Below are 11,841 nucleotides of genomic sequence, written 5' to 3' on the forward strand. Positions count from 1 at the left end.
CATGAGCAAAGAGAAGACGAGCTTCGTCTATGTGACCTACATCCGCTCGACGCCGGAAAAGGTGTTCGAGGCCATCACGAAACCGGAGATCGCGCGGCGCTACTGGGGCCATGAGAACGTCTCCGACTGGAAGCCCGGATCGACCTGGGAGCATGTGCGCGCCAACGAGCAGCGCACGGTCAATGTGGTTGGCAAGGTGGTCGAGGCCGTGCCGCCAACGCGCCTGGTCATCACGTGGGCGAGCCCCTCGCAGGCCGCCGATCCGGCCAGCTACAGCCGCGTGAGCTTCGACGTCGAGGCGTACGACGAGATGGTGCGGCTGACCGTCACCCACGACGAGCTCGAGGCCGGCAGCGGCATGGCCAAGGGCATCCAGCAGGGCTGGCCGATCGTTCTTTCCAGCCTGAAGTCGCTGCTGGAAACGGGGCACGGCATCGACGTCTTCGCCAAGCCGAAGGCGGCGTCGAGCGGGAGCCATTCATGACCCAGCCCTACACCGGCGGATGCGCGTGCGGCGCGATCCGCTACGCAACCGAGCACGCGCCCGTATTCCAGAATCACTGCCAGTGCCGCGATTGCCAGCGGCGCAGCGGCACCGGGCACGGCTCCTGGCTGACCTTTCCCGCGCGCGCCGAGATGACGATCACCGGCGAGGCGACGCACTGGCAGGTCGCGGGCGACAGCGGCAACGTGAAGGTCCACGCCTTCTGCCCGGTCTGCGGAACGCCGGTCTACCTGCGCTTTGCCGCGATGCCGGAGCTGATCGCGGTCCCTGCGGGCAGCCTGGACGACCCGACCCGCTTCGTGCCGCAGGTTCTCACCTACAGCGTCCGCGGGCTGGCGTGGGACGCCATCGATCCTTCGTTGCACGCATTCGAGCGGATGCCGTCCGGCTAGTGCCTGGCGCGAATCCTGTCGGCTACCAGACGCGCCACCAGGGGCGCGGGCGCCGTGCCAGCGGCACTTGAAGCGTCACCAACGGCGCGGCCAGCGTGGTGCCGCCGCCGAAACGGCGCCGCATCTCGGCCTCGTGCTCTCGCGCGTGGTCGCTGGCGTCGCGCGTGCCGTACAGGGAGTGCCTGCGCCATTGCTGGGCACGCCTCACCAATTCGCGGTCGGACAGTTCTGCTGGTTCGGTCATGCGCCCATTCTGGTGCCGCATGCCGGAGCGACCTGTGAACTGGTGCCCACTTTGTCGATTGAATGGGCCCGACACCAATCGCTGCCCCGAGTCGTGAATTAGTTGCTAGGCTGCCCGCGCCAGCGGAATCACCGGCATGCCACGGTAGACCTCGGCCTCGCCATGCTTCGCCAGCAACTGCATCAGGTGCTTGCGGATCAGCATGCCGGGCTTGTCGGACTCCATCGAGTATTCGACGCCACGGCGGCGCGTGTCGACCAATGCATCGGGATCGGTCGATTCGAGGATGTCCTTGTCCTCGCGCGTGATCTCTTCGTCGAAGTCGATCAGCATCTGCGCTGCACATTGTTCTTCGGTGTCGTTGCGGAACAGCCATTGGCACAGCTGCATGCGCGTGTCGTCGATCGGCGTGAAGCAGTTGATGATGATGTGGCGAATGCCGCTCGGGTACTCGATGTCGAGCCGGCGCGAGAACGGCAGGAAGTAGGCGTTGCGCATGTGGCGCGTGGTGATCGGGTCTGCCACGCCGCTGATGGCGTGGAATTTGACGGGGTTGACCGCTTCGATCACGGTCTCGGCATAAAAGCCCGATTCGTTTTCGACCAGGTTGTACTTGCTCGGCTTCGGGCTCGCGGCCACGCCGAAGGTCGCGCGGTGCACGAAGCTGAAGTGCGAGTTGTCGAACGAGTTCTCGAGCGCGCGCATCGGACTGGTCTGCCACTCCTCGTAGAACTGGTGGATGGTGCGCCAGCCGGGGGCGTCGAACTCGGGCACCGCCGGAATATCGGCAACCGGGTCTTCCAGCGCCACCCACGCATAACCGTAGCGCGCGGTGCAGTGGTAGGCCGTGGTCTTGTAGTCGGGCGGGATCTTGCGGTCGGCCTCGTATTGCGGGATGCGGACCACCTGGCCGCTGCGGTCGTACGTCCAGCCGTGGTAGCCGCACTGGATGACGCCCTGCCCGCAGACCTTGCCTTCGCTGTCGAGGCACCAGCCCTTGGAGAGCTTCGCGGTGCGATGGCAGCAGCGGTCGCGCAAGGCGGCGGGTTGGCCGTCGGCATCGAGGAACAGGACGATGTCTTCGCCGAGCAGCCGGAACGGCTTCGGGCCGTTTGCCAACGCGGTGAGCGGCATGACGGCGTGCCAGAATTTGCGAAAGACGGGTTGTCGGGTGACGAGCATGCGGGAACTCCTTTGGGCGCGTGTGGGGTACGAACTTCAAAGAGCAATTTCCGACCGCGAGGGCTGAACGCTTCTACTCTGCGCAACATGCCATGCAAATTGCGCGCCCGATTGTGGCGCAATCCGCGCCGAAGTTCGTTGTAAGCTATGAAAATGATAGCGCTCGATGCTCCACTCCGCAGCCGCCGCATGCGCCTGGCCCATGCACTGGCACTGGCCGCCGCCTGCCTGCTTGCCACCGCCTGCACGGCACCCCGCGGCCCGGGTCGGGCGCCGTCGTCCGTGTCCTATCCGACGCTGTCGCCCGAACAGGCGGGCGATATCGCGATTCACGCCCTCGGCCTGGTCGGCACACCCTACCGCTACGGTGGCAACACGCCTGACAGCGGCTTCGACTGCAGCGGGCTGATCGGCTATGTCTATCGCAGCCGCGCCGGGGTGGCCCCGCCGCGCACCGTGGCCGAGCTGGACGGCTTCGGCCAGCCGGTCGGCATGGGGGAGCTGCGCACCGGCGATCTCGTGCTCTTCGGCAGTGGCCGGCCCACGCACGCCGGCATCTACGTGGGCGACGGGCGCTTCGTCCATGCACCCTCCACCGGCGGCGAGGTGCGGCTGGATCGCCTGGCCGGCGTCTACTGGTCGCGCCAGACCGTCTCGGTTCGCCGGCCCTGAAGCCGGCGCTGGCATGCCTCGTGCATCACGGTCGGCAAGAGTAGAAGCGTTCAGCAGCGCACGCACCATCGATGTGCGCCGCCCGGAAATTGCTCTTGAAGCGCCCCTCTTTCTGCTCCGTGCCCGAGGGGATTCAAGACCTGAGATTTCCAAGGTGCCTCCCATGCAACGCCGTTCCTTTCTTGTTGTCGCCAGCAGCGCTGCCGCCGTTGCCGCTGCCCCCTCCGTGTTCGCCCAGAGCGGCAAGCTCGTGCCGCTGAAGTTCACGCTCGACTTCCGCATCAACGGCCAGACCGCGCCGTTCTTCCTGGCCCACAGCAAGGGCTACTACAAGGACGAGGGACTCGACGTCACGATCGACACCGGCGCCGGCTCCGTCGCCTCCATCACACGCATCGCCAGCGGCGTCTACCAGTTGGGCCTGGGCGACATCAGCTCGCTGGTGGAATTCAACGCACAGAACCCAGGCACGCCGGTGGTGCAGGCGGTGTACCAGTACTACAACCGCGCGCCCTTCGTGATCATCGGTCGCAAGGATCGCGGCGTGACCGGGGACTTCAGGAGCCTGCAGGGCAAGAAGGTCGCGGCCGCCGCAGTGGAGTCGACGCGCCGCGCCTGGCCCATGGTGGCGCGCAAGCAAGGTATGAAGGCCGACGCCTTCACCTGGCAGACCACGGACTTCAGCGCGCGCGACAACGTCATGGTGCGCGGCGACGTCGATGCCGCCACCTACTTCCACGATTCGGCCATCTCGCTGTTCGCACGCATGAAGATCGACGATCTGTCGTTGCTCAAGTACGCCGATGCGGGCGTCAACCTCTACGGCAACGCGATCCTCGCCAGCAGCAACCTGATCGCGCAGAACCCGAAGGCCGTGGCAGCCTTCCTGCGCGCCACCAATCGCGCGATCGTCGAGACCTTTGCCAACCCCGGGCCGTCGATCGCGGCCATGCGCCAGCGCGAGCCGATCCTCGACGAGAAGATCGAGCTGGATCGCTGGAGCGTCACGGCCCAGTACGTCGGCGCGGCCGACACGCGCGCCCATGGGCTGGGCGACATCCGCAAGCTCACGCTCGAACAGCAGGTCGACGAGGTGGTCGACGTGTTCGGGCTCAAGGTCAAGCCCTCGGCCGACGCCATCTTCAACACCTCGATGCTGCCGCCGCGCAGCGAACGCATGATCATCAAGGCATGAATCCACGGAACACCACCGCCCTCCCCGAAGAAACCGCACTCGACGAACGCGACGGCCGCTACCTGCGCAAGGCCATCGGCTGGTCGCACGCGGCCGCACGCCGCGGCAATCGCCCGTTCGGCGCCGTGATCGTCTCGGCCGCCAACGAGATCATCTGCGAGGCCTACAACAGCACCGCCGAAACCGGCGACTGCACCGCCCATGCCGAAACCAACGCAGTGCGCGCGCTGGCCGGCAAGGGCCTCTCGCGCGAGGAGCTGGCCGGCGCCACGATCTACGCATCGGGCGAGCCCTGCGTGATGTGCGCCGGCGCGATCTTCTGGTCGAACATCCGCCGCGTGGTGTTCGGCATCGATGCCGAGCGGCTGCGCGTGTTCCGCGGCGAGCGGCAGGATCAGCGCGACGCCGAACTGTCGTGCCGCGATGTGTTCCGCGCCTCTCCACACGACATCGAATGCATCGGGCCAGCCTTGATCGACGAGGCCAGCGCGGCGCACGTGGGCGCCTGGAAAGCCTGAGGCCGCAGCAGGCCGGCCGCTAGACTCCACGGATGCCTTGGCACGCCCGTCTCCAACTCGACTACCAGCACGAATCCAGCCGCAGCGTCGCACGCTTTCGCCATGACGGGCCGCTGCGCATCCTGCAAAGCCTCTACCCCGAGGGCAACGCGGTCTGCCACAACGTGCTGGTGCATCCGCCGGGCGGACTGGTCGGCGGCGACACGCTGGAGATCGACGTCACGGGCGCACCCGGCAGCCACGGCCTGATCACGACGCCGGGCGCCACGCGCTTCTACCGCTCCGACGGCGAACTCGCGTTGCAGCAGACCCGCATCCGGCTCGACGCCGGGGCGCGGCTCGAATGGTTGCCGCTCGAGGCCATTTGCTACAGCGGCTGCCGCGCCGAGAACCGCTTGCGCATCGAGGCCGCGCCGGGCGCCGAGCTGATCGGCTGGGACGTCACGGCCCTGGGACTGCCGGGCGCCAAGCTGCCGTTCGACCGCGGCACGCTGCTGCAGCACATCGAGGTGCCGGGCGTCTGGCTGGAGCGCGGCCGCATCGACGCGAGCGACCACCGGCTGCTGGCAAGCCCGATCGGGCTTGCGGGCCACCGCTGCATGGCGTCGCTGTTCTTCGTGGCGGGCACGCCACTCGCCAAGGCGCGACGCGATGCGCTGCTCGACGTCGCGCGCACGCTGATCGACGCGAGCGCGCTGACGGAAAGCGCCGGTGCCACCAGCCCGCACGCCGGGATCATCGTGCTGCGCGTGCTGGCGCCGGTGGTGGAGCCCGCGATGCATTTGCTGCGCCGCGTCTGGCAGGCCTGGCGCACCGAAATGTGGCAGTTGCCGGCGTCCACGCCACGCATCTGGGCGATGTAGTTACCGCAAGAAATATGGGAGGCGCGGATCGCACGCTTGTGCCAAGCTGCGGGGCCAACCACTGACGAGGAGTGCATCCGCATGCCCAGCATCACCACCGCCGACGGCACCGAGATTTACTACAAGGACTGGGGCACCGGCCAGCCCATCGTCTTCTCCCACGGCTGGCCGCTCACGGCCGACGACTGGGACAACCAGATGCTTTTCTTCCTCGCCCAGGGCTTTCGCGTCATCGCGCACGACCGCCGCGGCCACGGGCGCTCGACCCAGACGTGGACGGGCAACGAGATGGACACCTATGCCGACGACCTCGCCGCGCTCACGGCCGCGCTGGATCTCAAGGACGCGGTGCACGTCGGCCACTCCACCGGCGGCGGCGAGGTCACGCGCTACCTGGGCCGGCACGGCAGCCAGCGCGTGGCCAAGGCGGTGCTGATCGGCGCGGTGCCGCCCATCATGCTGAAGACCGCCGGCAATCCGGGCGGCCTGCCGATCGACGTGTTCGACGGCATCCGCGCCGGCGTGGCCGGCAATCGTGCCGAGTTCTACCGCGACATCACGCTCCCCTTCTACGGCTACAACCGGCCCGGCGCGAAGATCTCCGAGGGTATCCGGCAGCACTGGTGGCTGCAGGGAATGATGGGCGGCATCAAGGCGCACTACGACTGCGTGAAGGCGTTCTCCGAAACCGACTTCACCGAAGACCTGAAGAAGATCGACGTGCCAACTTTCGTGATGCACGGTGACGACGACCAGATCGTGCCGATCGGCGCGTCGGGCCTGCTGTCGGCCAAGCTGGTCAAGGGCGCCGAACTCAAGGTGTACCCCGGCCTGCCGCACGGCATGTGCGCGACGCACCCCGACATCATCAACGCCGACCTGCTGGCGTTCATCAGGAAGTGACCGCCATGTTCGGCCTCACCACCCTCGGCGCCATCCACACCGCCATCAGCCTGGTCGCGGTGGCCGCCGGTCTCATCGCGTTCATTCGCTTCAAGGAAATCCCGCCGGGCCAGACGCTCGGCAAGGTCTACATCTGGGCGACGGTGCTGACCTGCCTCACCGGCTTCGGCATCTTCCAGCATGGCGGCTTCGGCAAGCCGCACGTGCTGGGCATCGTGACGCTTGCCGTGCTGGCACTGGCGGCCGTCGCTGGCCGCACCGCGCTGCTGGGCCGCGCCTCGAAGTATGTTGAGACCGTGAGCTACTCGCTGACCTTCTTCTTCCACATGATTCCGGGCGTGACCGAAACCTTCACGCGCCTGCCGGCGGGTGCGCCGGTGTTCGCGAGCCCCGAGGATCCCGCGCTGCAGAAGGTCGTCGGCGTGCTCTTCGTCGTGTTCCTGATGGGCGCAGCGCTGCAGGTGCGACGGCTGCGCGCCGGTGGCGCGGGCGCATCGGTTCGCGGCACCGCCGCCTGAAGCTCAGCTCACCGGCAGTTGCTCCGGCATCGGCTCGGGCGGCGGCTCCGGTGGCGGGCTCAGCGGCGGACTCTGCGATTCGGCGGGTTCGGGTGGCGGGCCGGGTTGGGTGGCCATGTCAGTCCTCCGACGGGATGGCCTTGCCCTGGCGGCTGCGCTCCCGCCCCAGGTCTTCCATCATCTTCTCGCCGACCTCGTCCTTGCCATCGGAGGGAATGGATTCTTCCTGCGTGATTTCGGGTTCGTCGTCCGGCGACGGCTTGGGCTTGCTTTGGGTGTTCATCGATGCTCCTTGATCGAGGCTCCAGCCTGAACCCGGCCGCGCCGCGCTCCGCCCGGCCGAGCGCCCGATGCGTTGTCAGCCGATGCCGATGCGCGGCCTGCTATGCCAGGCTCTTGTTCGGATTGACCAGGTACTTGGTGCCCGTCGCGCGCTGGTTGTAGACCGCAATCGTGCCGAGGTCGAGCACCTCGGCCAGCGAGATCTCCTTCGAGTAGTGGCTCGCGAAGGTGGTCTTGAGTTCGGCGGCCACGCGCTGCTTGAGTGCCTGTGCGACTGCCGGGTCGATTTTCTGCAGGAACGGAAACAGCAGCCAGCCGCCCATGCCCCAGGCCATGCCGAAGTTGCGCACAAACTCGGTCGGCCGCGTGTCCAGGCCACCGTACAGGTACACCTGCTTGTGCGTGGTCGAGCCGTAGCGGCTGTATTCCTTCGCGGTCTTGTTGAGCGCCGCCTCCATGCAGCCGAGGATCTGGCCGCCGAGCCGGCCGCCGCCAGTGGCGTCGAAGGCGAGGGTCGCGCCGGTCGCGACCAGTGCGTCGGTCAGATCCTGCAGGAAGGTGGGCGCGCTCGCGTCGCACACGTACTTCGCGCCCATGGCCTTGAGCAGGTCGGTCTGTTCCTGCTTGCGCACGATGTTCACGAGCGCAATGCCGTCCTGCATGCAGATGCGGTTGAGCATCTGGCCGAGGTTCGAGGCCGCGGCCGTGTGGACCAGCGCGGTGTGGCCCTCGCGCCGCATGGTCTCGACCATGCCGAGCGCGGTGAGCGGGTTGACGAAGGACGACGCGCCATCGGCCGGCGTTGCACCCTCGGGCAGCAGCAGGCATTGCGCGACCGGGACGACGCGGTACCGCGAATACATCGCGCCTGCGATCGCCGCCACCGTTTTTCCGAGCAGCGCCTGCGCCGCGGCCGATGACCCCGCCTCGACCACGACACCCGCGCCTTCGTTGCCGACCGGCATGGAGTCGTCGAGCCGGCCGGCCATGGCTTTCATTGCGCCTTCAGGCACGCGCGCGGTGACTACCGGCCGGTCGGACGTGCCCGATGCGGTGGCCGTGCCCATGTCGGCCGTACCGAACAGCAGGCCGAGATCGGAGGGGTTGAGCGGCGAAGCCTCGACGCGAACGAGCACCTCGTCGGCGCCGAGTTCGGGCAGCGGGACGCTCGCCAGCGACAGCTCCAGTTCGCCGCTCTTCTTGATCAGCGAGCGCAGCTGCAGGCCGGTGCGGGGGTTCGGTGTGGTCATCGCGGTGCATCTCCCTTGCGGTAGTCGGTGGTCAGTTCGTCGAGGCGTTGCTTGAGGTCGGCCGGCAGTTGGTAATCGGCGGCAGCCAGCGTGGCGTCGAGCTGTTCCGGCCGGCTCGCGCCGAGCAGCGGCGCGGTGATGAGCGGATTGGCCATCACCCATGCGACCGCCAGTGTCGCGAGCGGCACACCGGCTTCGTCGGCCAGCTTGTGCAGCTGCGCCACGGTGGCAAAGCTGCGCTCGTTCCAGTAGCGATCCTGGTACATGCCGCCGGCCGTGCCGAGCGTGAAGCGCGTGTTGTCTTCGGGCTTGGCGCCGGGCGCGTACTTGCCGGTGAGCAGGCCGCCGGCCAGCGGGTTGTAGGGGATCACGCCCAGGCCCTCTTCGCCGGCCAGCGGCAACAGCTCGCGCTCGATCTCGCGGAACAGCAGGCTGTAGCGCGGCTGCACCGACACGAACTGCGTGAGCTTGTGCAGCGCTGCGATGCCGATCGCCCGCGCGAGCCGGTACGACAGGAAGTTGGACACGCCGATGTAGCGCGCCCGGCCCGAGCGCACGATCACGTCGAGCGCCTCGAGGCTTTCATCGAGCGGCGTGTGCGGATCGTCGTGGTGCAGCTGGTACAGGTCGACATGGTCGGTCTGCAGGCGCTTGAGCGAGGCGTCGATCGCATCGAGCAGATGCTTGCGCGAGTTGCCCTGGTCCCACGGGTTCGGGCCGACCTTGTTGGCCGCCTTGGTGGCGAGGATGAACTGGCTGCGCCGGCTCGGGCCCTGGGCATGCAGCCAGTTGCCGATGATCTCTTCAGTGCGCCCGGTGGTTTCGACCGTGCCGCCGAGCGGATACACGTCGGCCGTGTCGAGGAAATTGATGCCGCCATCGGTCGCGCGGTCGAGGATGCGGAACGACGTGGCCTCGTCGGTCTGCAGCCCGAAGGTCATGGTGCCGAGCGCGAGCCGCGACACTTTGAGGCCGGTGCGCCCGAGGCGGGTGATGGGGATGCTCATGGGATGTCTCGCTCCGTGCGCGATGGTGAGCGGGCCATCATAGTCAGCGCAGCGGGATCGTGCTGGCCGGCGCCTCGGCCGGCATTCGGGACTTTGGCCGACAGCGCAGCCGGGCGCTTCGTCCCTACAGTGCAAGGCCCGGCCCATGACCCTGCTCCACACCGACATCCCTGCCCGCCTCGACCGCCTGCCCTGGTCACGCTGGCACTGGCGCGTGGTGATCGCGCTGGGCGTGGCCTGGGTGCTCGACGGCCTGGAGGTCACGCTGGTCGGCTCCATCGGGAGCGTGCTCGAGCGGCCCGACACGCTGGGCCTTTCGGCCACGCAGATCGGCGGCGCGGGCTCGCTCTACATCGGCGGCGCGGTGATCGGTGCGTTGCTGTTCGGCCGCCTGGCAGACCGGCTCGGGCGCAAGAAGCTGTTTCTCATCACGCTCGCGGTGTACACCGCCGCCACGCTGGCCACGGCGCTTTCGCCCAACTTCGCGTTCTTCGCGGTCTGCCGCTTCGTCACGGGGCTGGGCATCGGCGGCGAATACGCGGCCATCAATTCCGCCATCGACGAACTGATTCCGGCACGGGTGCGCGGCCGCGTGAACCTGGCGATCAATGGCAGTTTCTGGATCGGTGCCGCGCTCGGCGCAGGCCTGAGCCTGGTGCTGCTCGATGCACGCGTGCTCGGCCCGGTGTGGGGCTGGCGCGCGGGTTTCGCGCTGGGCGCGGTGCTGGCCATCGCGATCCTGCTGGTGCGGCGCGACGTGCCAGAGAGCCCGCGCTGGCTCATGGCGCACGGCCGCGTCGACGAGGCCAACGCGATCATCGAACGGATCGAAGCCGAGGTGGCTGCGCAGCACGGGCCGCTGGCACCGGCCACGTCACGGTTGAGCTTCGTGCGCCAGGCCGCGCCGACCATGCGCCAGGTGGCGCACGTGCTGCTGCACCAGTACCGCCGCCGCAGCGTCGTGGCCATGGCGCTGATGATCTCGCAGGCCTTCTTCTACAACGCGATCTTCTTTACCTACGCGCTGGTGCTGACGCGTTTCCACGGCGTGCCCGAAGGCCGCGTGGCGCTCTACATCTTTCCGTTCGCGCTGGGCAATGTGCTCGGGCCGTTGCTGCTCGGCCCCCTGTTCGACCGGGTCGGCCGGCGCCGCATGATCGGCATCACCTACGTGCTCTCGGGGGTCGGACTCGCACTGACCGGCGCCGCCTTCATGGCCGGCTGGCTCGATGCGCTGAGCCAGGCGCTGTGCTGGTCGACGGTGTTCTTCCTGGCCTCGGCCGCGGCGAGTTCGGCCTATCTCACGGTGAGCGAAGTGTTTCCGCTCGAGATGCGGGCCCTCGCGATTTCGGTGTTCTATGCGGTCGGCACCGGTGCCGGGGGCTTCGCCGCGCCGCTGCTGTTCGGCATGTTGATCGAAACCGGCAGCCGCGGCGCGGTGACGATCGGCTACGCGATCGGCGCCGTGCTGGTGATCGTCGCGGGGCTCATCGCATGGCGCTACGCCATCGACGCCGAACGGCGCTCACTGGAAGACATCGCGCCGCCGATGGGCGCGCACCTGGCAGAGCCCGTCAGTCGATCAACGCACGCTTGACGTCTTCCTGCAGGCTGCGCAAATGCTCGCGCATGGCCTGTCGCGCGCGTTCCGGATCCCGCGCGCGCAGGGCACCAATGATGTCGCCGTGCTCATTGTGGTTCTCGCGCTGCCGATGCAGCGGGCTGTGCAGACGAAAGAGGCGCGCGTTCACGCGCAGTTCTTCCACCAGGCGCGGAAACACCACGTTGCCGCTGGCCGTGGCAATGAACACATGGAACTTGTCGTCGAAATGCCAGTGCTCGGTTTCGTCGTGCTCGCCGGCATTGAGTGCCTCGATCTCGGCCTGCAGCCGGTCGAGGTCCGCGGCATCGATGCGCGTTGCGGCCAGCGCGATGGCCTCGCCTTCGATCACCTCGCGCGCGCGCATGCAGTCGAAGTATTCCTTGGTGCCCAGCGCGCGCACGGCGTAGGAGCGCGCGTCGCGCCGCACCAGCAGGCCTTCGCCGGCCAGCCGCACCAGCGCCTCGCGCATCGGCGTGCGCGAGATGCCCAGGTCGTCGGCCAGCCGCCCTTCCTGCAACGGACTGCCGGGAAAGATCTTCCGGTCGAGGATGAGCGTGCGCAGCCGCTCGTAGGCCTGCTCGGCCAGGCTGGCCGAGCGCACCTCGAGCGGCGTGATGGTGATGGTGGCGGGTTGCGCCGGGCTGGGAAGGCTTGGCATGCGATGGAGCAAGTGCACGGAAGCGGAAAAGCTTAGCAGCCCGGGAGTC

15 protein-coding genes are annotated in these 11,841 nt (G+C 67.9%); 9 read left to right on the forward strand and 6 right to left on the reverse strand.

Annotation, left to right across the window (positions count from 1 at the left end):
- The first annotated feature begins 1 nt into the window (after position 1).
- Entirely contained in the window at positions 2–484 is a 483-nt protein-coding gene (locus tag QTI05_RS03030) for an SRPBCC family protein (protein WP_286542088.1), read from the forward strand.
- Positions 481–897 (forward strand): GFA family protein, encoded by a 417-nt coding sequence (locus QTI05_RS03035; RefSeq protein WP_286622858.1) that lies wholly within the window; start codon positions 481–483, stop codon positions 895–897. Before QTI05_RS03030 ends, QTI05_RS03035 begins: the two co-directional genes overlap by 4 nt.
- Positions 898–919: 22 nt before the next feature.
- On the opposite strand, the gene QTI05_RS03040 is transcribed toward QTI05_RS03035, so the two are convergent.
- Positions 920–1,141, reverse strand: coding sequence for a hypothetical protein (locus QTI05_RS03040; protein WP_286542086.1), 222 nt, complete (start codon positions 1,139–1,141; stop codon positions 920–922).
- A 105-nt stretch (positions 1,142–1,246) separates the two neighbouring features.
- Entirely contained in the window at positions 1,247–2,323 is a 1,077-nt protein-coding gene (locus tag QTI05_RS03045) for an aromatic ring-hydroxylating dioxygenase subunit alpha (RefSeq protein WP_286622859.1), read from the reverse strand.
- A gap of 189 nt (positions 2,324–2,512) precedes the next feature.
- Between QTI05_RS03045 and QTI05_RS03050 the strand changes: the two genes are divergently transcribed.
- From QTI05_RS03050 to QTI05_RS03075, 6 genes are all read left to right on the forward strand, one after another.
- Positions 2,513–2,995, forward strand: coding sequence for a C40 family peptidase (locus tag QTI05_RS03050; RefSeq protein ID WP_286622860.1), 483 nt, complete (start codon positions 2,513–2,515; stop codon positions 2,993–2,995).
- A 163-nt stretch (positions 2,996–3,158) separates the two neighbouring features.
- Positions 3,159–4,190: an ABC transporter substrate-binding protein gene (locus tag QTI05_RS03055; protein ID WP_286542083.1), complete on the forward strand. Its 1,032-nt coding sequence runs from the start codon at positions 3,159–3,161 to the stop codon at positions 4,188–4,190.
- Positions 4,187–4,708: a nucleoside deaminase gene (locus QTI05_RS03060; RefSeq protein WP_286622861.1), complete on the forward strand. Its 522-nt coding sequence runs from the start codon at positions 4,187–4,189 to the stop codon at positions 4,706–4,708. Before QTI05_RS03055 ends, QTI05_RS03060 begins: the two co-directional genes overlap by 4 nt.
- A 32-nt stretch (positions 4,709–4,740) precedes the next feature.
- A complete protein-coding gene (locus tag QTI05_RS03065) occupies positions 4,741–5,571 on the forward strand; it encodes an urease accessory protein UreD (protein WP_286622862.1) in 831 nt (276 codons plus the stop codon).
- An 81-nt stretch (positions 5,572–5,652) separates the two neighbouring features.
- The gene (locus QTI05_RS03070; RefSeq protein ID WP_286622863.1) at positions 5,653–6,474 is read left to right on the forward strand and encodes an alpha/beta fold hydrolase; all 822 of its coding nucleotides are present in this window, start codon (positions 5,653–5,655) and stop codon (positions 6,472–6,474) included.
- 5 nt (positions 6,475–6,479) lie between these two features.
- A complete protein-coding gene (locus tag QTI05_RS03075) occupies positions 6,480–6,992 on the forward strand; it encodes a hypothetical protein (protein WP_286622864.1) in 513 nt (170 codons plus the stop codon).
- 118 nt (positions 6,993–7,110) lie between these two features.
- On the opposite strand, the gene QTI05_RS03080 is transcribed toward QTI05_RS03075, so the two are convergent.
- The 3 genes from QTI05_RS03080 to QTI05_RS03090 form a co-directional block, all read right to left on the reverse strand.
- Positions 7,111–7,275, reverse strand: a complete 165-nt coding sequence (locus QTI05_RS03080; protein WP_286622865.1) for a hypothetical protein — start codon at positions 7,273–7,275, stop codon at positions 7,111–7,113.
- A gap of 100 nt (positions 7,276–7,375) precedes the next feature.
- On the reverse strand, positions 7,376–8,524 hold the full coding sequence (locus QTI05_RS03085; protein WP_286622866.1) for a zinc-binding dehydrogenase: 1,149 nt from the start codon (positions 8,522–8,524) through the stop codon (positions 7,376–7,378).
- Positions 8,521–9,531: an aldo/keto reductase gene (locus tag QTI05_RS03090; RefSeq protein WP_286622867.1), complete on the reverse strand. Its 1,011-nt coding sequence runs from the start codon at positions 9,529–9,531 to the stop codon at positions 8,521–8,523. The genes QTI05_RS03085 and QTI05_RS03090 overlap by 4 nt, the downstream gene beginning before the upstream one ends.
- Positions 9,532–9,676: 145 nt before the next feature.
- Between QTI05_RS03090 and QTI05_RS03095 the strand changes: the two genes are divergently transcribed.
- Complete coding sequence (locus QTI05_RS03095; protein ID WP_286622868.1) at positions 9,677–11,128, forward strand: MFS transporter; 1,452 nt, start codon at positions 9,677–9,679, stop codon at positions 11,126–11,128.
- Here the strand turns inward: QTI05_RS03095 and QTI05_RS03100 are convergent.
- Positions 11,106–11,792 carry a GntR family transcriptional regulator gene (locus QTI05_RS03100; protein ID WP_286622869.1) on the reverse strand — a complete coding sequence of 229 codons (687 nt, stop codon included), beginning with the start codon at positions 11,790–11,792 and terminating at the stop codon, positions 11,106–11,108. The two genes, QTI05_RS03095 and QTI05_RS03100, sit on opposite strands and share 23 nt — an antisense overlap.
- Positions 11,793–11,841: the final 49 nt, after the last annotated feature.

This window comes from Variovorax fucosicus, from assembly GCF_030316825.1.
Lineage (GTDB): Bacteria > Pseudomonadota > Gammaproteobacteria > Burkholderiales > Burkholderiaceae_C > Variovorax > Variovorax fucosicus.